Source organism: Palleronia caenipelagi (assembly GCF_007004065.1).
Classification (GTDB): Bacteria; Pseudomonadota; Alphaproteobacteria; order Rhodobacterales; family Rhodobacteraceae; genus Palleronia; species Palleronia caenipelagi.
Genome location: NZ_VFSV01000016.1, coordinates 35987 through 55527, shown reverse-complemented (window position 1 = coordinate 55527; position 19541 = coordinate 35987). Strand labels below are relative to the sequence as shown.

The window sequence follows — 19541 nt, the reverse complement described above, 5'->3', positions numbered from 1 at the left end:
GGCGCAACCGCGCGTTCTCCTCTACGGCTGATCCGTCACACCCAGCAGGATCAGTCATGAGCGCCTCCCTCCGCCTCGCCCGCCCCGAAGACACCGAGCGCGTGCGACGGCTCGTTGCGGCCTGCCACGAAGAGGCCGGGCTCTTGCCAGATCCGGAGGCCCGCGATGCGGCACTGCAGGCGCTACTTTCCGGCGAGGTCCCCGGGGCTCTTTACCTGATCGGTCCGGCGTCCAGCCCGCTGGGCTATGCCAGCCTCAGCTTTGGCCACTCGCTTCAGGCGGGCGGTACCGAAGCGCATCTCGAAGACCTCTACATCCGCCCCGGCATTCGGGGGCGTGGCATGGGAACCGAAGCCCTGACCGCGCTGGCAAAGATGCTGGGCAAGAACGGCGTCAGCCGGATCACCACCTCGGGCCTGCGTACGGGCACCAGCCTTTTGCACCGACTGAGTGCCGATCCAGACCGCGCGCCGCGCCTGACGCTCCGTCTGCGGTGACTTGCGCGGGCCGTCGGGGTGCTTACCTTTGGACAGTCCCCAGCCGCGAGCCCGTGTCCCATGAAAATCCCCTTTGACAACAGCTATGCCCTCCTGCCCGACAGGTTCTTTGCCCGCCAGTCCCCAACGCCTGTGGCGGAACCTGAGCTTTTCGCGCTTAACCGCGCTCTGGCCTTTGATCTGGGCCTCACCCTGGACAACTGGGGCGACACGGACGCCGCGCAACTCTTTTCCGGCAACCAGATTCCTGAGGGCGCGGACCCGCTGGCCGCCGCATATGCCGGACACCAGTTCGGCAACTGGGTGCCGCAACTGGGCGATGGCCGGGCAGTCCTGCTGGGTGAAATCGTGACGCCTCTGGGACGGCGCGATGTGCAGCTCAAAGGCGCGGGCCGCACGCCGTGGTCACGGGGGGGCGACGGGCGCGCTTGGCTCGGGCCGGTGCTCCGGGAATATGTGGTCAGCGAGGCGATGCACGCTCTCGGCATCCCGACGACACGCGCGCTGGCCGCTGTCACCACCGGCGAAACCGTCTGGCGCGAGGCGCCTTTGCCCGGCGCGATCCTGACCCGCGTGGCCGCCAGCCATATCCGCGTGGGCACGTTCCAGTATTTCTCCGCGAGGCAGGATGTGGAGGCGCTGCGAACCCTCACCGACCACGTGATCGCCCGCCACTATCCCGATGCGGACGGTCCCGAAGGGCTGCTCTCAGCCGTCGTCGCGGCGCAAGCGGATCTGATCGCGCGCTGGATGTCGGTGGGCTTCATCCACGGGGTGATGAACACCGACAACATGGCGCTCTCGGGAGAGACGATTGATTATGGCCCCTGCGCATTCATGGACGGATACCACCCGGCACGGAAGTTCTCGTCGATTGACAGGTTCGGGCGCTATGCCTTTGATCAGCAACCGGATATCGCCGTGTGGAACCTGTCGCAACTCGCGAGCACGTTGCTACCGCTCTTCCCCGATCCCGAGGCCGCGATCCCGCGCCTGACAGAAGTGCTCAACGGCTTTGCGCCCCTCTTCCGCGATCGCTGGACGGCGCTGTTCCGCGCCAAGCTGGGGCTCACACGCGATGAGGAGGAGGACGCCACGCTGGCCTCGGATCTGCTGAAGATCATGTCTCGGGGTGAGGACGACTTTACCCTCGTATTCCGGGGGCTCGGCGATGGCACGGCGGCAGAGCACATCACCGACCGCCCCGCCTTTGACGCATGGTCCTCACGCTGGCAGGCCCGGCGATCGCGCGACGAGACCAGCGCCGCGGAACAGGTCGCCCTGATGGACCGCACCAACCCCGCTGTTATCCCCCGGAACCACCGGATCGAAGAGATGATCGAGGCGGCGGTGGCCGGCGACCGGCAGCCTTTTGACCGTCTGACCGCCGCGCTCGCCACCCCGTTCACAGAAAACGCGGAGCTCGCCCGAGCCCCGCGTTCTGATGAAATCGTTCAGGCCACGTTCTGCGGCACCTGAGTGCCGCAGAGCTGATCACTCGGTCACGGTGACCTTCGACATCACATCCGGATCGCCCTTGATGGCGCCGGAGCGGGGACTGCCGCGCTTGATCGCGTCCACCACATCCATCCCCGACGTCACCTCACCCACGACGGTATACTGGCCGTCGAGATGCGGGGCGGAGTTGAACATGATGAAGAACTGCGAATTGGCGCTGTCCACGGAATTGCCCGACCGGGCCATCCCTACGGTGCCGCGGATAAACGGCTTGTCGGAGAATTCCTGTTCCAGATCCGGCAGATCCGACCCGCCATAGCCCGCACGGGAGAGGTCGCCCCCGGTCTTGCCATTGGCCACGTCGCCGGTCTGCGCCATGAAACCGTCGATCACGCGGTGGAACACCACCCCGTCATAGGAGCCATCGGCAGCAAGGGTGGTCAGACGCTCCACATGGCCGGGCGCGACATCTTCGAACAGGTCGATATGGATGGTGCCGTTGGCTTCGCCCGAGACCTCGATGTCGAGCCCGGTGGCGAGCGCAGGGCTCGCCGTGAGGCACAGGGCCAGGATGACGTTACGCATCTGCGGCCACCTTCATGCTCAGCATCCGGTCAGGGTCCGCAGGCGGCTCGCCCCGGGTGATCATGTCCACATGCTCCATGCCCTCGATGACACGACCGTAGACGGTGTACTGGCCGTTGAGGAAATGGTTGTCATTGAAGTTGATGAAAAACTGCGAGTTGGCCGAGTTCGGATCCATGCTGCGCGCCGCCCCCAGTGTGCCCCGGTCATGGGGAATGCGGGAGAATTCCGCAGGCAGATCGGGCAGATCGGAGCCACCCGTGCCCGCACGGCGCAGGTTGAAATCCTTCTCGGCATTGCCGTTGGCCACGTCCCCGGTCTGGGCCATGAAACCATCGATCACGCGGTGAAACACCACGTTGTCATAGGCTCCGGCGCGGGCCAGTTCCTTCATCCGCTCGGAATGCTGGGGCGCGATATCGGGCATCAGTTCGATGACAACCTGGCCCTCTTTCAGCTCGATGAGGATCGTGTTTTCGGGATCTTTGATCTCGGCCATGAATATCTCCACGTTAGGCTTGCCCTCTACCTAGGGGCTCCGTCGCCCGAGGGAAAGCCCCCGGGCGGGTCCCGACCCCTCCGAAAACCGGTCAAGCCAGATTGACAGTCCCGCCCCCGATACAGGACAAGCGCGCTCAAAGAACCAAGGAGAGCCACATGGCCTGGAAATCGCTCGACGACATGGATCTGACCGGCAAGCGGGTGCTGACCCGCGTGGATCTGAACGTTCCGGTGGAGAACGGTCAGGTGACCGACACCACCCGGATCGACCGGATCGTGCCCACCGTTCAGGCGATCCTCGCGGGCGGAGGCACCCCGGTCCTGCTGGCCCATTTCGGCCGTCCCAAAGGTCAGGTGGTTGCCGAAATGTCCCTGCGCCAGATCCTGCCCGCGCTGGAGTCGGCGCTGGGTCAGTCTGTAACCTTCGGCGCGGATTGCATCGGCGAAGCGGCTGCCGAAGCCGTGGCCAAGGGCGGTGTCGTCCTGCTGGAGAACACCCGGTTCCATGCCGCCGAGACCGAAAACGACCCGGAATTTACCAAAGCGCTGGCAGCGAATGGCAACGTCTACTGCAATGACGCGTTCTCCGCCGCGCACCGCGCCCATGGTTCCACCGAAGGGCTCGCGCGCCTCCTGCCCTCCTGCGCCGGTCGCCTGATGGCCGAAGAACTCGCCGCGCTGGAGAAAGCCCTCGGCCAGCCCGAGCGCCCGGTCATGGCGGTGGTCGGCGGGGCCAAGGTCTCGACGAAGCTCGACCTCTTGTCGAACCTGATCCGCAAGGTCGATCATCTGGTGATCGGCGGCGGCATGGCCAACACCTTCCTCGCCGCGCAAGGCATAGACGTGGGCAAGAGCCTCTGCGAACACGATCTCGCGGACACCGCCCGGTCGATCCTCGCCGCTGCGGATGAGGCCGGTTGCGAGATCCTGCTGCCCGCCGATGTGGTCGTCGCCCGCGAGTTCAAGGCCGGGGCCGCCAACGAGATCGTTGCCGCCGATGCCTGCCCCGCCGATGCCATGATCCTCGACGCAGGCCCGGATGCCGTCGCCCGGATCACCTCCACCATGCAGGGCTGCAAGACCCTGATCTGGAACGGTCCGCTGGGTGCGTTTGAGATCGAGCCGTTTGACCGCGCCACCAATGCCGCCGCCGAGGCCGCCGCGCGCCTGACCAAATCGGGCACGCTGGTCTCCGTCGCAGGCGGCGGCGATACCGTGGCCGCGCTGAACAAGGCGGACGTATCCGGGGACTTTACCTATATCTCATCGGCGGGCGGCGCATTCCTCGAATGGATGGAGGGCAAAACCCTCCCCGGCGTCGCCGCGCTGGAGGGCTGAACCATGGATCGCCTCTCGCCGCAGCGGGTGCTTGTCACCGGGGCCTCCCGGGGCATTGGCGCCGAGATTGGCCGCATAGCCTCGCGCGAGGGGCATCACGTGATCCTGACCGCCCGCAACGCCGGGGATCTCGACGCGCTGGCCAGCGCCCTGCCCGGCCCGACCACCGTCCTGCCCGCCGATCTGGCGGATGCAGGCGCAAGGGCGCAGCTCTGGGAGGACGCGGGTCAGGTCGATATCCTCGTGAACAACGCGGGCCTTGGCGGCTCGGGCGATTTCGCCCGGCCCGACACCTGGACGCGGGAGCAGGAGATGATCGAGGTCAATCTCGTCGCCGCCACCGACTTGGCGAAACGCGCCACCGCCCAGATGATCGCGCGCGGCTCGGGCCGGATCCTGAACGTGGCGAGCCTCGCGGGCTTTCTTCCCGGTCCCAATATGGCGATCTATTTCGCGACGAAGGCCTATCTTCGCTCTCTCTCCGAGGCGCTCTGGCAGGAGACAAAGGGGCGTGGCATCACCGTCACGGCCCTCTGCCCCGGCCCGGTGGACACGAATTTCTTCCGCGCCGGAAACCTGCGCGGCGGGCGGCAAATGATGAGCGCCGATACCTGCGCCCGCGCCGGATGGGACGGGATGATGGCGGGGCGGCGGACGGTGATCCCCGGCTGGCGGTTCAAGGCGCTGGCGCTCGCCTCCCGCCTGCCCCGCAGCCTGCTGCTGCCGATCACCGCCCGCACGCTGAACCACGCCCCGTTTGCACGCGACGATTGAGAACGACGGCACAGGGGGCTAGCGTAGGGGCATTGCCCCACGGATATGCCCATGCCTTTGATCCTGTTCCTGTTCCTTTGCCTGACCGCGCCCGCCGTCTGGGCCGAGACCCCGCGCACCATCCCCGGAGAGCCCTGTACCGCCCCGCCGCGTGAGAGCTGGAGCGACGGGGAAAAATGGGCGTGGTCCGAAATCTGTGCGGGCCGGATCGCCAACATGCAGCGGTTCTCCGGCGATGACGCGGGCTGCGAGGCGTGGGTGCCGGAGGGCGAACCCGTCGAATGGCCCGCCGGGCGCACGCTCAGTGCGACGTTCCTCCAGACCATCGCCACCCGCACCCCCTACACCACCGCCCCCGCCCGCCCCGCCATTCGCGTGACATGTGCGAGGGTCGCGGGAAAGCTTGATCTTTCTGATCAAGATATTCCTCAAACGCTTTGGTTGGAAGACAGCCGACTGGAGTCTGGTGTTGCATTATACGACGCGACCAGCGAAGGCGACATCAGTTTTGAAGGTAGTGACATCGGCAACGGTACTCTCGATGCCGAAGGCATCATAGTTAAAGGCGACATGTTTGTTAAAGGCGCTCGCCTAACAAATATCGACCTAATCGGAGCGCAGATCTCCGGCGACCTAGGCGCAAGCGCCGTCTTCATATCAGGCAAACTAAACGCCGATGGCATGTACATCGGTAGAGGTCTTTTTGTTCGAGGTGCACACATCTCGAAGAACGTGCGCCTAATTGCATCAAGAATCAGAGGACAGGTGAGCTTTAGCGGTACTTACGTTTTTGGAAAATTCTTTGCCGATGGAATAGCTGTGGACGGTGACTTTTTCATCGACGACGGCGCAGATTTCAGAAATGATGTTCGCATGATTGGCGCGCAAATCGGAGGCAATTTATCTGCGAAGAGCGCCAATTTCATCGGTATTTTAAACCTTGAGCAGTCTTCTATTGCTGGCAATGTCTTCCTTAAAGAAGCGGCCTTATTCAAACGTGGGATAGAATTGTCATCCTCTAGGGTTGGAGGCAGTGTGCAACTATTCGGTTCTCTGGTTTCCGATAGGGTCAACATTAGCGACGCGGTAATCAAAAGGACACTTTTCCTTACCGATGGCCGCGATACCACATTCAAAGATACGTCTTGGAAATCGACCATTTGGAGAGACTACGCCTCTCTTTCCCTCCGCAACGCCCATGTGGGGCCTTGCAGGCCGCGATGCCGGGCAAGGGAGCGGCCTGGGAAATCCGGGAGGGGGACGAGACCCGCCCCCTGCCCGTGGATCTGGCGAATTTCACCTATGACCGGCTGGGGGGCTATGGCACCGATCTGGGCAGCGACATCACCCGCATCGACGCGGCCCCTCTCATCGCCTGGGTCGAGCAATCCGTCCCCGCGGGCCATAGTCCCGGCGAGGGTTATGTGCCGCAACCCTATATGCAGCTCGCCACGACCTTGCGCGATATCGGGGCGGAGAGCGCCGCCGATGCGGTGGATTACGCCCGGCTGAGCCACCGGATGAAAACGCGGGAGCGCCCCAGCGACTGGCTGGTGGATCTGGCCTCGAAGGTCTTTGTGGGCTTTGGAGTTTACCCTGAGCGGGCGCTCTACTGGTTCGCGGCGCTGGTGCTCGCGGGATGGGGACTGGCGCGCTGGTCGCCGGATCTGCGCGCCCGGGGGATCTGGGCGCGGTTCTTCTACTCGCTGGAAAACGCTATGCCGCTGATCGCGTTGTCGCAGGGATTCGAGAGCTACGATCATAGCCCCAACCGCTGGGTGGCGAATTTCTACCACTTCCAGAAAATCGCGGGGTTCATCCTCGCCACAGTTCTGGTGGGGGCGTTGACGCTCCTCGGCGGCTGATCGCCTCCCCATACGAGATGTGAGCGCCCACTGTTAGCGTCGAATGATTGCGTGAAGCCCTGCTGCTCGCTACGCCGGATGCAGAGGTTTCACACGAGGACTACATCATGAAGGCGTCGCGCAAGGTTCAGCAGATCCTGTCCAACTACGAAGGCGAAAATCCGGGGGTGAAGGGCAAGCTGTGCCAGATGCTCATGACCGGCCGCCTCAAGGGCACCGGCAAGATGATTATCCTGCCCGTCGATCAGGGTCTGGAGCACGGTCCCGCCCGCACCTATGCGCCGAACGCCCCGGCCTATGATCCGCATTACCACTATCAGCTGGCCATCGACGCAGGCCTGAACGCCTATGCCGCGCCGCTCGGGTTCCTTGAGGCGGGCGCTGACACCTATGCCGGTCAGGTCCCCACAATCCTGAAGATGAACTCCGCCAACTCGCTGATGTCGAGCACCGCAGGTAAGGATCAGGCGATCACCGCCAGCGTCGATGACGCGCTGCGTCTGGGCTGCACGGCCATCGGCTTTACCATCTACCCGGGTTCCGATGCACAGTTCGAGATGATCGAGGAGATCGTCGAGCTGCGTCGCGAGGCCGCTGCTGTGGGTATCCCCACCGTGATCTGGTCCTACCCGCGCGGCGAGGCGATCTCGAAGGATGGCGAAACCGCTGTGGACGTGGCCGCCTATGCCGCGCAGATCGCGGCCCAGATCGGCGCCCATATCATCAAGATCAAGCTCTCCACCGACCACCTCGAAGTCCCCGAGGCGAAAAAGGTCTTTGAGGAGCAGCAAATCGACATCTCGACCCAGGCCGCCCGCGTCGCCGAGTGCATGCGCTCTGCGTTTAACGGCCGCCGGATCGTCGTCTTCTCGGGTGGTGCGAAGAAAGGTGCCGATGCGGTCTATGACGACGCACGCGCGATCCGTGACGGGGGTGGCAACGGCTCGATCATCGGCCGCAACTCGTTCCAGCGCGAGCGGTCCGAGGCGATGGCCATGTTCGACAAGCTGGTCGCGATCTATAAGGGCGCCGAATAAGGCGAGTTCGCGGCAGGTTCCGGGCAACTTCGCCGCAATGGCAGCGAATAAGTCACAGAACCGCGAGAGATAACGCGCAGGAGGCGGAATCGGTTTCACAACCGAGTCCGCCTTTGTCATTTTCAGGGGCATGAGCTTCGAGTATCGCACAGATCAGGACGACAAGAGCCCCGCCCTCGGGATGGTTCTCTATCTTGCCGTGACATTCGTGCTGGCTTGCTATTTCACATTCGCCAGCCTTCAGGGTGATTTCGGGATGCTGCGCCGCGCGCAAATCGACGCCGAAGCCGCCCAGCTCGAAACCGATCTCGCCGAATTGCGGGCGGAGATCGAAGCCCTGCGCAACAAGACCGTCCGGCTCTCCGACAATTACCTCGATCTCGATCTGCTCGATGAACGGGCGCGCGATCTGCTGGGCTATATCCGCGAGGACGAAGTTGCCCTCCTGAGGTGATCGCACCACCACCAAGACACCAATCGGTTGTATTCGTCCCGATCGGTTAGCATTTGTTATAAATGCAATCCAATTCGGTTTTCATCCATGGGTAGAAACGCAATCCGTGTGTCTCTCATACCCGCCGCTTTGACCGTCTGGCCGTTCAGCGCGTCTGCGCAATCCTGTGACCCGAATTATACCGGGGCGTGTGTCCCCATTTGCCAGCGATGTGGACTGTGAGGGCGGTAGCGGAAACGGACCCGCGTATGTGCGCGGGCCCGTGACCATTGTTGGTCAGGATATCTACGATCTCGACCGGGATAAGGACGGCATTGGCTGCGAATAGTCCGAACCGCGACCCGCGCCGTCCCTAGTGCTCGTGCAGGAGCTGGTCCATCGTGGCCGACGGGCAGGAGCATCCGGCCTCGCCAACGATCCGCGCCGGGACGCCGGCGACGGTTTTCAGCGGCGGAACCTCTTCGAGCACGACGGAGCCCGCCGCGATTCGGCTGCAATCCCCCACACGGATCGCACCCAGCACTTTCGCGCCCGCCCCGATGAGGACACCGCTGCCAATCTTCGGATGACGGTCGTCATCTTCCTTGCCGGTACCGCCCAGCGTCACGGAATGAAGCATCGACACGTTGTCGCCGACGGTCGCAGTCTCGCCAATCACGATGGAGTGGGCATGGTCGATCATGATCCCTTTGCCCATGCGCGCACCGGGGTGGATGTCCACGCCAAATTCTTCGGACGACCGCATCTGGAAAAAGTAGGCCAGATCGGCCCGCTTCTCCGTCCAGAGCCAATGGGCCACACGATGCGCCTGAACCGCCTGAAAGCCCTTAAAGTACAGCACAGGCTGGAGCATCCTGTGACAGACCGGATCCCGCTCAAAGGTTGCCGCGATATCGGCACGCGCCGCCTCGCCCAGCCATGGGTTCCGGGCATAGGCCTCATCGGTCAGCTCCCGCAGCATCTGCGCGGGCATGTCATCCGAGGCAAGCTTTTGCGCCAGACGATAGCCCAGCGCCTTCTCCAGCGAATCGTGATGCAGGATAGCCGAGTGGAACAGCCCGCCCATGACCGGCTCGGCCGCAGTGGCTTCCTCGGCCTCATGGCGTATGCGATCCCAGACCGGATCAACGGGCGTCACGGCGTGGTGCTTCAGGCTCATTGGGCGTCCTCCTCAGACCGGGCCTGCACCAATATAGGCGTAAACCCGCGAGGAAAACAGAGTTTCCATGAAATCGCCGACCTAGGGACCGTCAAACGAGCGGTATCGAGCGGACCGGCCCCGGCCCATACCGCGCCGAGAGCTGTGCCACACAGACCTCCGCTGCGTCGCCCGGCCCATCCGCCGCACGATCCGCATCCGTGTAAACCCACGCAGCCGTGGTCACTTCGACCTGCCGCAGAACCGAACCACCGTCCCGGATCTCGACGAGGTAGGCTTCCCGGTCTTCGCCGAGGGGGACCTCTGCGCCATCCCAGTGGTCTCCATCGATTCGTGTTCTCCGGATCCAGTTGAACCGGACCCCTCCCGTCACTTCGCTCCGGCGCAGATGCACCGGGGCATAGGGACGCAATCCGATGCCGGAAAAGGCCCGGATATCATGGGTGTAAGTCTCCGTATCCACTGGGTCGAGCGCCGGACCCACGCGATAATGGCGCGCGATACCACGGTCACGACTCGCCAACGGCATTTGCTCCAGCGCGCGGTTCAGCAGAACGACGTAGGAGCCCGCAGGCCAAACCTCAGGCATCACCGCATCGGTCCCGAGCTGTCCGCGCAGGCGCTGGGACAGCGCGTAGATCCGGGGCCCCGTCATCTCCGCCCGCGCCGCCTGAAAGATCTCCCAGTGATCGTCCGCTCCGCTGCCGATGGCAAAGGCGTTTCGGCCCGAGAAAGGCGCCGCCTCGTCCGCCGAGGACAGCGCTCCGTCGATCAGCCACACCGGAAGAGCTGCCCCCCGGTCATAGCGTCCGGGGCCTGCTGCGGTCAGGGGGGCTTCGGTGATGCCGATGACGGCGCGGCGCTCCAGCAGCACGTCCAGCCGGTAGCCTGCGTCCTGCGGCGCGCCGAACACTGCGACAGGCCCGGTCCACGGTCGCGACTCCGCCGCCCATTGGGGAGCATGGGGCACCTCGTCACCGGTCAGGAGCGGCAGATCCAGAGCCAGAGCCACGGGCGGAACCGGGAGCACCGGCGCCGCGATCTCCACCGGGCTGTGATCCAGCTCAGGCGGGCGGTAAGCCCCGGGATCGACGCGCACGGCTTCGACCTCCAGATGCGGTCCACGCGAAATCCGGTCGATCCGGTAAAGCGCTTCCCCGACCGCGACCTGATCCCCCGGACTGAGATCCCGACAGGAAGGCGGCAGACCAAATTGCACCCGGTCCCGCGCCAGCCGCGCTTCGGTCAGCCAGCGTTCCACAGTCGCCGCCGCCGCAGACCGGCTCAGGACCAGCGGCATTTCACTGCGCGCCAGGGCACGGTGAGGGCTGCCGGGACGTGTCGCCTCGGCGGTCGCCGGGGCAAAGCTGCCGTCATCCGCGATATATCCGAGCGACACACGATCCGCGCGCTCCGCCTCGGGCAAGCGCTGTCGTGCGAGATCGCCGCCTCTTCGGGCCACGATGCTTTGCGGGTCGAGGACCAGCGGCGTTCCCGCGCCCCGATGGCGAAACCGCACCCCACCCGCCGCCTCATCCGCCTCACCGGGCTGATCGCGCCAGTCGCTGAGCGGCATGTAATTGTCGATTCCGACGAAATCGATTGCCTGATCGGCCCAGAGCGGATCCAGCGGATAGCGCAGATCGCCCGGTGCACCGGGGGGCGTGTAACCCGCATATTCGGACCAGTCCGCGCCATAGCCGATCTTCGTGTCGGGTCCGAGGATGTCACGCACCTCGCCCGCCAGTCGGCGCAACTCCTCCACCGCCGGAAAGCACGTCTCGTCCCGCAGCCGCGTCAGCTCCCGCATTTTCGAACCGATGCAAAACGCCTCAACGCCCCCCGCAGCCGCGCAAAGGTGGGCGTAGTGGAGAATGAACCTCCGGTAGCCCCACAGCGCTGGCCCGCCAAAGGACACCGGCGCATGGGGGTTGCCACTGTCAAAGAAATGTCCCGGTTCGGCACTGCCGAAAAAGCTCTGCACCTGTGCGGCCACCTCCGTGGTCCCGTCAGGCGAGCCCTCCTGACCGCCATGGAGCGACGCGGTAATCCGCCCCCGCCACGGCAAAGCGGGTTGCTCCGCCCGGCCATAGGGGTCCGGCAAGCCGTTCCCGGCCAGCTGATCCATGAGGATAAAGGGGTAGAACATCACCGTCTGTCCCCTTGCGCGCAAGGCCCGGATCGCCTGCACGACCGAGGCATCCGACGGCGTGCCCCCATAGACCGAGCGGCCATCCTCCAGACGGGGCACCTCGTCGGCCATGGCGCGATCCACCCCGCCCGCATGCCAGGGGATCTCGCGCCCGTCGCGTGCGGCGTCGTCGACCTTGGGGCGGATGCGGCAACTCCCGCAGCGCAGATCATCGCCGAACCAAGACACCACCAGCGAGACCGCCTCACAGTTCGGCAGCTCCTCGACCAGCGCCGAGACTGACGCCGAAAAATCCGTCCGCGCCGTCAGGGCATGGGCGTTGCTCCAGACCCCGGCGCCGGGCTCCTGCTCATGGCGCACCCGCCGTGTCGCCAGAGCGTATTCCCCCGTCCCAGGAATCAGCGCCACGCCGCGCACATGATCGGCCAGATCTGTGTCCTGCCCCGGCACAGCGTTGCGGATCACCTCGAACGTGAATTGCGGCACACGGTTGCCGAACCGCCCCAGCTCCAGATCTTCGATCACCACATAGGCGAGGCCACGATAGGCCGGCACCTGCCCTGCCCCCTCATGGGCTTCGATCAGAGGATCGGGAGTTTGCGCCTCATCGCCGGGATAGACCCGCAGATCCAGATCGTAACGCGCGATCTCCCGCCCGTCCGCCCAGACCCGGCCGACCCGCGCAATCGGGCCTTCACAGAGACCCAGAGCCACTGAGGTCGTGTAGCGATAGTTGCGGACCGTCTGACTGCCGCCGCCGCCCTTGCCGCCGCCGACGTCTTCTTCGGTCATATGCTCCTCGTAAGGCGCGGCCCAGATGACGTATCCCGGCACCCGGATGCGCCCAAAGACCCGCGCCACCGCAGCCCCCTCGCCCGTGCCGGTCAGCCTCAGCCGGTCAAGCCGCCCCTGCTCGACCGCATCAGAGCCCGCACCCAGCACCGCCTGATCGATCCGCTGACCAGCGATCGCCCCGACCGCGCGTCCGACCGCCGCTGTACCCAGACCGAGGAGGTTGCCCCCGAATGCCGAGCCAACTCCCGCACCCACGGCGGAAAACAAAACTGTGGCCATCACATATCTCCTTCGGAACCAACCGGTTTGGGGAAGTCGAACAGCGCCACGATCCTGCGACGCCACGGCTCAGTCAGAGGGGATTCGACCACGCCCCGCCGGGAGTAGGCATGGACAAAGCTTGGGGACGGATCGCCTTGCCCCACGATGCCCAGATGTTTGGCGACCCCGTTATCGCGCATCCGGAACAGAATCACCCGTCCGGGAATCACGTGGTGGTCCGGGCACGCACAGAGCCAATGTCGCGCCGCCCGCAGCAAGATCTCGTCCCGCCCGGCCTCGCCCCAATCGGCGGTATAGGCCGGGATCTCCGCGGGCAACTCGCCCAGCAGCTCGTTCCAGACCCCCCGGATCAGCCCGAGACAATCGCACCCACCGTATTTGCAAGACGCCTGATGGAGGTACGGCGTCCCGATCCAGTGACGCGCGGCAGCGACCACCGGGGTCATCGTCCGCCCTCCTGACCCGGATGGCTCAGCAGCCAATCCTCATCGGGCAAATGCGGACAGCCCCGGAAATTCAGCAGGTTTCCGAATTTTTCACGGCAGGTCCGGGCGCTCCTGTCGCACCCCGCGACCAGCGCGATACGATCACCGGAGCGGAGACCCGGCACCGCCGCCCAGAGGGTGACACTCCGCTGATCGCTATCGCTACGATCAGCCTTTATCGACTCGGACAAGCCCTGAGCCCGACCGCTCAGAACCTCCATCTGGCCGTGTCGAAACCAGTCCGTCTCGGCTTCTTGAACGGGGTCAGTCTCTAACACATCCCCGGAGACGTGACGCACCACTGTCTCGACCCGCCAGCCCGACTGAGTGAGATCGACACCGCAGGCGCCATCTCCCAGAACGGCCCCGCATTGACGCTGGTATATCCGCCCCATGGGCCGGTTGAGCGCCTCTGCCAGCCCCCGCAATTCGGCCCGAAACGCCCCGTCCATCCGTTCGATCTCGCCCAGATGCCCGGCAAAGAGGAGAGACCGGCGCCCGGGATCGCTCCAGTCGACCTCCCAGACGCGGATCTCAGCACCGTCAAACCGGCCCGAGAGGATGTCCTCTTCGGCCAGACCCGCATCGCTCAACCCGCCAAGGATCTCCGAATTATCCACCGACAAACCCGTCGACCGAGCCAGCGCCTGCGCGTCGACCGCCTCGGTCGGACGAAAGCTCTGACCCTCGAAGAACAGGCTCCCGTCGTGATCGGCAAAGCCCATCGCGATGCCGTCTCGCCGGGTCAAAAGCCAGCAGCGACAGAGGGTTGCAACAGAGCCTGAGAGCAGTTGGTCATTCATGGCCGCACCTCGATCACCGGAATTCGGGGCACCTGCCCGGCGTTGAAGGTCTCCAGCGACATTTCAATCCGATCCGTGTCGAAACGCACCGGCACGTCGAAGTCATAGCCTGCGGTGATGATCGCGCCCGAGACGGGAAGATCCGTCAGAACGATCTCTCCCGTCGTGGTGTCGAGCGTGAACCCTGGCCCCTCGGTCAGCGGCAGCCCCTGCACGGCCAGCGTCACCGTGCCTGCGACCGGCTTGGTGATGGGGCGCTGATAGGCGGCCTCGCCGTCGCCGTAGCGCTTGGTCAACGAGAACCGCGTCGTGGCCCCGTCCGCAACACCGATCACCTGATCTGTGGGCGTTCGCTCCTGCCCCGCCGATGCCGAGGAAAAGTCGCTCCAGTCCTTCCAGCGAAATCCATGGAGTTGCCCCATCCGCGCTTCGAAAAACGCAATCAGCGTCTCCATGTCGGCCATGGACCGCAACCCTGTGCCCGCATCATATCGGCGCCGCGCATGAGCCCAGGGGGTCGAGCGCTCCTCATTGCCCGAGGCCAGCGTCACGATCTCCGTGCGCCGCTCCGGCCCGCCCACCGCGCCGAAGCTGAGCTGGGTGGGAAAACGTATCTCGTGAAATGCCATCTCCGGCCTCCCTCACCTGTTCCGTCCGCCGCGCGTCAGCGCCCGGCTCATCTCGGCGGCGATCTGGCTTTGGGAGCGACGGAATCCCTCCACGTCGGGCGTGGAGATATTGATCACCACCTGCGCCGGAGCCCCGCCCGCAGAACGGACTCCGAGACGGCCATCGGCCCCCCGCGAGAGCGGCAGGATTGCCTCGGGTCCCGCTTCGCCCATGACGCCAAGACCGCCCTGCATGGCAAAGGGCACGGCGCCCGACACAACGCCGCCGCGTGCAAATCCGCGCGCGCCGCCCCGCAATAATGACGTGATCAGGCCCTCGGCGCCCTGACTGAGCGCCCCGGCGGCTTTTTGGGCGAGCGGATCAACGATGCCTCCGCGCAGGGCGGCGCTGTGGGTGGACCGGCTCAGGGATTGCGCGGCGCCCCGCACTGCGTCGGAGAGCGATTTGCCTTCGAGGGTCATGGCGCGAAAGCTCTGCCGCAGCCCTTTCTCCAGGGTTTCCGTCAGCGCCCCGCCCTCCCGGTTCGCCTCCTGTATCGCTGTGCGGGATCGCCGCAGTTCTGCAGCAAAGCGCGACACCATATCGCCGCTCTCTTCCAATTCGATCCAGTCGGCTCCGGCCATCACATCTCTCCTTTTGGAGTCTCATCGGGAAACGCCTTCTGAAGCGCGCCCAGTCGGTTACGGTCGAGGGGGGCGGCGGCATCGTCGCGCCCCAGCATCACATCCAGCTCCCGCGGGGTAAGCGCCCAGAACTCCGACGGTCGAAGCCCAAGGTCCCTCAGCCCCACCCGCATCAGCCCCGGCCAGTCGATCCGGGTCATGGAGCGACAAAGGCCCGGGCCAACAGCGCGCCGGCGACCCGGACCGCTTCGGCGGGACCGCCTGCGATGTCTGCGGACAGGAGATCCTCGGGGGTTCCTTTCCAGCCCGCGCCCCGGAGACCAGCAGCCAACAGCACGACAACGTCCCGCGTGGCAAACCGCCCCTCGTCGAAACGGGTGACCAGCGCGATCAGGCTGTCGGCTTCCATCGTTGCCTCCAGCTCCGCCAGCGCCCCGAGCGTCAGGCGGGCCCGATACGCCACACCGTCCACGGTCACCGCGACTTCGCCTGCCCAGGGGTTCTCCATCAGAGCGCCGTGAACTGGAGCAGGCCCGCCGAGGCGAGGCTCATCTCGTAGGTCGCCTCCCCATCATGGGTGCCCGCGAACTCGATCGCGGTGATCTGGAAAGGCCCCTCGACGATCCCGAAATCCGGCAGGATAAGCTGGAAATCTGGGATATCGGCATTGAAGAACACCTGCCGCGCGCGCGCATCCGTGGCGGCGTCCTTGAAGATTCCGGAGCCGGTGACAGAGGCGCTCTTGACCCCGGCCCCGCCGAGGATCTCGCGCCAGCCTTCGGGGCTGTCGAGGCTGGTCGCATCGACGCTCTCCGCGTTCAGCGAGATCCGCGTCGCGCGCAATCCCGCCAGCGTCTCGAACTGACCGCCCCCGTTGAGGTCGATCTTGATCAGGACATCCTTGCCTGCCTGGGCTACCATGGGTTTTCTCCTGCTTTCAGATTTCGTCCAGAACCTGCGCCCGGAAGGTCAGATCGATCCTCCGCGCCGCATTGTTGCTTGCCCGGCGGGCAACGGCCCGAAGGAACCACAGCCCGACGATCCGCCCGCGTGTGAGAGTTGGCGGTGTCCCTGCCAGCGCATCGCTGATCGCGGCGGCGACGGATTTCGCTGTGGCAAAGCCCGCCTCTGTGCTGACCACCGAAAGAACGAAGTCATGCCGCGCCCCGCCATCGGTGACGTCGGAGCGGTCAAATACCGTCTCATCCCCGAGCGACACATAAAGCGGCGGCACCACACCTGCGGGCACGCCGTCATGGATCTCATGGCCCACCAGCGCGGTCAGAGCCGCGTCACTGGTGAGGCGGGCATAGATCGCCTGTTGCAAGGCATGGGACAGGGCATAGCTCATGGCGCGCGCTCCTCTTCGGCGATGCAGGTCAGCCAGCGCCCGGAAGGTCCGTCCTCGTGCACGGCCTGAATGGCGTAGAGGCGCTCCCCCTCGCGAAAGCGCTGTCCCGCCTGGGGACGCGACGGAGCGGCGTAGGGTGTGGCGCGCAGGGTGATCCGCCAGGTGACGCGGGTCGTGTGACGGGCCGGACCGGAGCTTGTCCCCGCCGATGCGGGCACCATCTCGGCCCAGAGCTGCCCAAGCGGCTGCCACTCGGTGACCGTCCCGCCCGCGCCGTCAGCGACCGCGACACGGTCTTCGAGGATCAGGGCGCGTGTCAGTTGCGGTGCCATGATTATGCCCCCCGAAGAGGCGCGGCATCCGATAGGGCGCCAGCATCGCGCGCACTCCTTCGGATATATCCTCCGTCGCCGAACGGTCTTCGTAGGCTGCGCCAGCCAGCGACAGAACGGCCTGCGCCAGATCGGCAGGCACGTCAGCCCAGCTTGCACCGTAGCCCGCGTCAAAGATGACCTCGACCACGCCGCCGGAAGGGATCGATACCCCATGGAGCCGGGGCCGATGCGGGTCGTCCTCCAAACGGACGGTCGAGGGCGCCAGCTCACTGCGCGCCCCATCCGCCCCGATCCGGGTGACGGCCACCACAGCGCCCACCGGTGCCCGCGGCAAGACCATCGCCCCGCACCCATCGGTCTCGCCGAACATGGCGACGAAACGCCGGGTCAACACCGACTTACCCGTCTTCTGTTCAACGCGGGCAAGCGCAGCGCGGAGGATCTGCTCCAGCACCGGATTCTGCACCGCATCATCGGCAAAGCCGGTCCCCAACCGCAAATGACTCCGCAGCTCCGCCAATGGCAACAGCGCGCTCGCCAGGGGTATCTCTTCTGTCAGATCCATTGCGTCCCTCATGTCCTTTGGGTCCGGCGTCATGGCCCGGGCACAAGACCGCTGAGGTCCGGCGCCCGGGCGTGGGTCTCAGTCTCAGGCGACCGAGAACCTCAGCACCTTGATCGCGGCGAAATCGCTCACATCTCCGCCGACACGCTTGGTGGCGTAGAACAGAACGTGGGGCTTGGCGCTGAACGGGTCGCGCAGGACCCGCAGATCCGGGCGCTCGGCCACGGTGTAGCCGTTGGAGAAATCCCCGAAGGCGATGGCGCAGTTGCCCGAGGCGATGTCTGGCATGTCCTCGGCGATCAGCACCGGATAGCCCATCAGCCGCGCGGGTTCGCCCGCCGTCAGGCTGTCCACCCAGAGGAACCGCCCATCCGCGTCCTTCAGCCGCCACACATTTCCCGCTGTCTTCGAATTCATCACAAAGCTCGCATTGACCCGGTACTGAGCGCCCAGCGCTTAGACCAGATCCACAATCGGATCGCCGTCCGGCAGGGCCCCGTCAGCGCCGCTCGCCACATAGCCGAGCGAGCCCCAGGCCCAGTCCTGCTCGGCCACCACCGGGTGGCTGAGAAAACCGCGCGGCTTGTCCACACCATCACCGGAGATAAAGGCCGCAGCTTCGGCGCGGGAGAAGGTGTCCGCGATCCGGCTGGCAAGCCACCCCTCGATGTCAAAGGCCGCATCATCCAGCAGCCGCTGGCTCGCCTTCGGCAGCGCCGACAGCTCATTCAGAGGGATGGTGATCCGGTCGATCTGACCCGTGGTGGTCTCCGACATGGAGCCCGTCTCGCTGGCCCAGCCCGCGCCCAACTCAGCGGTGTCGATCAACACATCGTAGGAGGTCGCCTCCACATGGACTACATTCGCCACCCGCCGCAGGGAGGCGGTGGAATGCATGACCGAGCGGACCGTCTCCGAGGTCTGCGGATCGACCAGATAGCCGCCATCCCCGGCAATGGCGGTCGAGAGCCCCTTGCCCTCCAGTTCGATTCCCCGGAGACCATCATCATCGCCCGAGCGCAAATAGGCTTCGAACGCCTTTTGATGGGGGGCACCGATCTCGGCGGTGTGGGCCAGATGCGGGCGGCCTCCGCCCATGGATTTTGCGTTCAGCATGGTAACTCGCTCTTCCTGTTGCTTGACACGTTTCTCAATTTCGGAACGGAACTCCCTGAGATCACTTACAAACTCAGAAAGCGCGCTTTTGACCTCCTGCGGCGCATCGGCCGCAAGGGATCGGTCCGCCTGGGCGGTGGTTTCAGGATCTTCCATGTCTCATCCTCAGTTGGGTTGGGGTTGCAGACGGCCTAGCCGCCCCTGAGCTCCCGGCTCGCGGTCTTCAGAACGTCGGCCAGATGGCGCCAGACCTCGCAGTCGGGATCGCCTTTGGCGCCGACGCGCGCCTCGGGCAGCATGGGAAAGGTGACGAGCGAGACCTCCCAGAGATCAAGCTGGCTCAAGAGCCGCCGCCCCGAGGGTTCGCGCACCGCTTTGCGGGTCTTGTAGCCGATGGACAGCCCGTCAATGGCCCCCGCCGCAACCAGCGCCATGGCCTCTCGGCCCTTTTCCACATCGGTCAGGATCCGGCCCTTCACATAGAGCCCGCGACCATCCTCGCGCACCTCGTCCCAGACCCCGATGGGCTGGGTCGGGTCGTGCTGCCAGAGCATCTTCACGCTGCCCTTGCGCTCCGCCAGCGTCTTGAGCGATGCGGTATAAGCACCCGGCGCGACGATATCGCCGCCCTGATCCTCCGCCCCAAAGAGCGAGGCATAGCCCTCGATCACAGAGCCGTCGGTGACGCTGATCACCGGGTCCGCCGCCGGGCAAAACTTGTGTTCCAGATACATCC

The 19541-nt window shown here is 65.2% G+C and carries 22 protein-coding genes and 1 pseudogene; 7 read left to right on the top strand and 16 right to left on the bottom strand.

Annotated features, from left to right (window positions below; all coding sequences use genetic code 11):
- Window positions 1–56 precede the first annotated feature (56 nt).
- The gene (locus FEV53_RS10815) at window positions 57–497 is read left to right on the top strand and encodes a GNAT family N-acetyltransferase (protein ID WP_142834827.1); all 441 of its coding nucleotides are present in this window, start codon (window positions 57–59) and stop codon (window positions 495–497) included.
- 60 nt (window positions 498–557) lie between these two features.
- Window positions 558–1976 carry a protein adenylyltransferase SelO gene (locus tag FEV53_RS10810; RefSeq protein ID WP_142834826.1) on the top strand — a complete coding sequence of 473 codons (1419 nt, stop codon included), beginning with the start codon at window positions 558–560 and terminating at the stop codon, window positions 1974–1976.
- Between the two features lie 15 nt (window positions 1977–1991).
- Here the strand turns inward: FEV53_RS10810 and FEV53_RS10805 are convergent, their stop codons facing one another.
- Together FEV53_RS10805 and FEV53_RS10800 are read right to left on the bottom strand one after the other, a co-directional pair.
- Window positions 1992–2540, bottom strand: a complete 549-nt coding sequence (locus FEV53_RS10805; protein ID WP_142834825.1) for a peptidylprolyl isomerase — start codon at window positions 2538–2540, stop codon at window positions 1992–1994.
- On the bottom strand, window positions 2533–3039 hold the full coding sequence (locus FEV53_RS10800) for a peptidylprolyl isomerase (protein WP_142834824.1): 507 nt from the start codon (window positions 3037–3039) through the stop codon (window positions 2533–2535). The genes FEV53_RS10805 and FEV53_RS10800 overlap by 8 nt, the downstream gene beginning before the upstream one ends.
- A 158-nt stretch (window positions 3040–3197) precedes the next feature.
- Between FEV53_RS10800 and FEV53_RS10795 the strand changes: the two genes are divergently transcribed.
- From FEV53_RS10795 to FEV53_RS10775, 5 genes are all read left to right on the top strand, one after another.
- Window positions 3198–4379: a phosphoglycerate kinase gene (locus FEV53_RS10795; protein ID WP_142834823.1), complete on the top strand. Its 1182-nt coding sequence runs from the start codon at window positions 3198–3200 to the stop codon at window positions 4377–4379.
- Window positions 4380–4382: 3 nt separating this feature from the next.
- Window positions 4383–5153: an SDR family NAD(P)-dependent oxidoreductase gene (locus FEV53_RS10790; RefSeq protein WP_142834822.1), complete on the top strand. Its 771-nt coding sequence runs from the start codon at window positions 4383–4385 to the stop codon at window positions 5151–5153.
- Between the two features lie 1220 nt (window positions 5154–6373).
- Complete coding sequence (locus FEV53_RS10785) at window positions 6374–7018, top strand: hypothetical protein (RefSeq protein ID WP_142834821.1); 645 nt, start codon at window positions 6374–6376, stop codon at window positions 7016–7018.
- Between the two features lie 107 nt (window positions 7019–7125).
- The gene (locus FEV53_RS10780) at window positions 7126–8055 is read left to right on the top strand and encodes a class I fructose-bisphosphate aldolase (RefSeq protein ID WP_142834820.1); all 930 of its coding nucleotides are present in this window, start codon (window positions 7126–7128) and stop codon (window positions 8053–8055) included.
- 130 nt (window positions 8056–8185) lie between these two features.
- Window positions 8186–8509, top strand: a complete 324-nt coding sequence (locus tag FEV53_RS10775; protein WP_142834819.1) for an FtsB family cell division protein — start codon at window positions 8186–8188, stop codon at window positions 8507–8509.
- A gap of 352 nt (window positions 8510–8861) precedes the next feature.
- On the opposite strand, the gene cysE is transcribed toward FEV53_RS10775, so the two are convergent.
- The 14 genes and pseudogenes from cysE to FEV53_RS10700 form a co-directional block, all read right to left on the bottom strand.
- Entirely contained in the window at window positions 8862–9668 is an 807-nt protein-coding gene (cysE, locus tag FEV53_RS10765; RefSeq protein ID WP_142834818.1) for a serine O-acetyltransferase, read from the bottom strand.
- A 91-nt stretch (window positions 9669–9759) separates the two neighbouring features.
- The gene (locus FEV53_RS10760) at window positions 9760–12894 is read right to left on the bottom strand and encodes a baseplate multidomain protein megatron (protein ID WP_142834817.1); all 3135 of its coding nucleotides are present in this window, start codon (window positions 12892–12894) and stop codon (window positions 9760–9762) included.
- Entirely contained in the window at window positions 12894–13343 is a 450-nt protein-coding gene (locus FEV53_RS10755; RefSeq protein ID WP_142834816.1) for a C40 family peptidase, read from the bottom strand. Before FEV53_RS10755 ends, FEV53_RS10760 begins: the two co-directional genes overlap by 1 nt.
- Complete coding sequence (locus FEV53_RS10750; protein WP_142834815.1) at window positions 13340–14185, bottom strand: DUF2163 domain-containing protein; 846 nt, start codon at window positions 14183–14185, stop codon at window positions 13340–13342. The genes FEV53_RS10755 and FEV53_RS10750 overlap by 4 nt, the downstream gene beginning before the upstream one ends.
- On the bottom strand, window positions 14182–14814 hold the full coding sequence (locus FEV53_RS10745; protein ID WP_142834814.1) for a DUF2460 domain-containing protein: 633 nt from the start codon (window positions 14812–14814) through the stop codon (window positions 14182–14184). Before FEV53_RS10745 ends, FEV53_RS10750 begins: the two co-directional genes overlap by 4 nt.
- A 12-nt stretch (window positions 14815–14826) precedes the next feature.
- Entirely contained in the window at window positions 14827–15438 is a 612-nt protein-coding gene (locus FEV53_RS10740; RefSeq protein WP_142834813.1) for a phage tail tape measure protein, read from the bottom strand.
- Entirely contained in the window at window positions 15438–15638 is a 201-nt protein-coding gene (locus FEV53_RS10735; protein WP_142834812.1) for a rcc01693 family protein, read from the bottom strand. Before FEV53_RS10735 ends, FEV53_RS10740 begins: the two co-directional genes overlap by 1 nt.
- A complete protein-coding gene (locus tag FEV53_RS10730; RefSeq protein ID WP_142834811.1) occupies window positions 15635–15946 on the bottom strand; it encodes a gene transfer agent family protein in 312 nt (103 codons plus the stop codon). The genes FEV53_RS10735 and FEV53_RS10730 overlap by 4 nt, the downstream gene beginning before the upstream one ends.
- On the bottom strand, window positions 15946–16359 hold the full coding sequence (locus FEV53_RS10725) for a phage major tail protein, TP901-1 family (protein ID WP_142834810.1): 414 nt from the start codon (window positions 16357–16359) through the stop codon (window positions 15946–15948). Before FEV53_RS10725 ends, FEV53_RS10730 begins: the two co-directional genes overlap by 1 nt.
- Before the next feature lie 16 nt (window positions 16360–16375).
- On the bottom strand, window positions 16376–16789 hold the full coding sequence (locus FEV53_RS10720) for a DUF3168 domain-containing protein (protein WP_142834809.1): 414 nt from the start codon (window positions 16787–16789) through the stop codon (window positions 16376–16378).
- Entirely contained in the window at window positions 16786–17121 is a 336-nt protein-coding gene (locus FEV53_RS10715) for a head-tail adaptor protein (protein ID WP_246100785.1), read from the bottom strand. Before FEV53_RS10715 ends, FEV53_RS10720 begins: the two co-directional genes overlap by 4 nt.
- Window positions 17066–17689, bottom strand: a complete 624-nt coding sequence (locus tag FEV53_RS10710) for a head-tail connector protein (protein ID WP_185962166.1) — start codon at window positions 17687–17689, stop codon at window positions 17066–17068. The genes FEV53_RS10715 and FEV53_RS10710 overlap by 56 nt, the downstream gene beginning before the upstream one ends.
- A gap of 84 nt (window positions 17690–17773) precedes the next feature.
- A pseudogene (locus FEV53_RS10705) lies at window positions 17774–18961 on the bottom strand (phage major capsid protein).
- A 35-nt stretch (window positions 18962–18996) separates the two neighbouring features.
- A complete protein-coding gene (locus tag FEV53_RS10700) occupies window positions 18997–19539 on the bottom strand; it encodes an HK97 family phage prohead protease (protein ID WP_142834807.1) in 543 nt (180 codons plus the stop codon).
- Window positions 19540–19541: the final 2 nt, after the last annotated feature.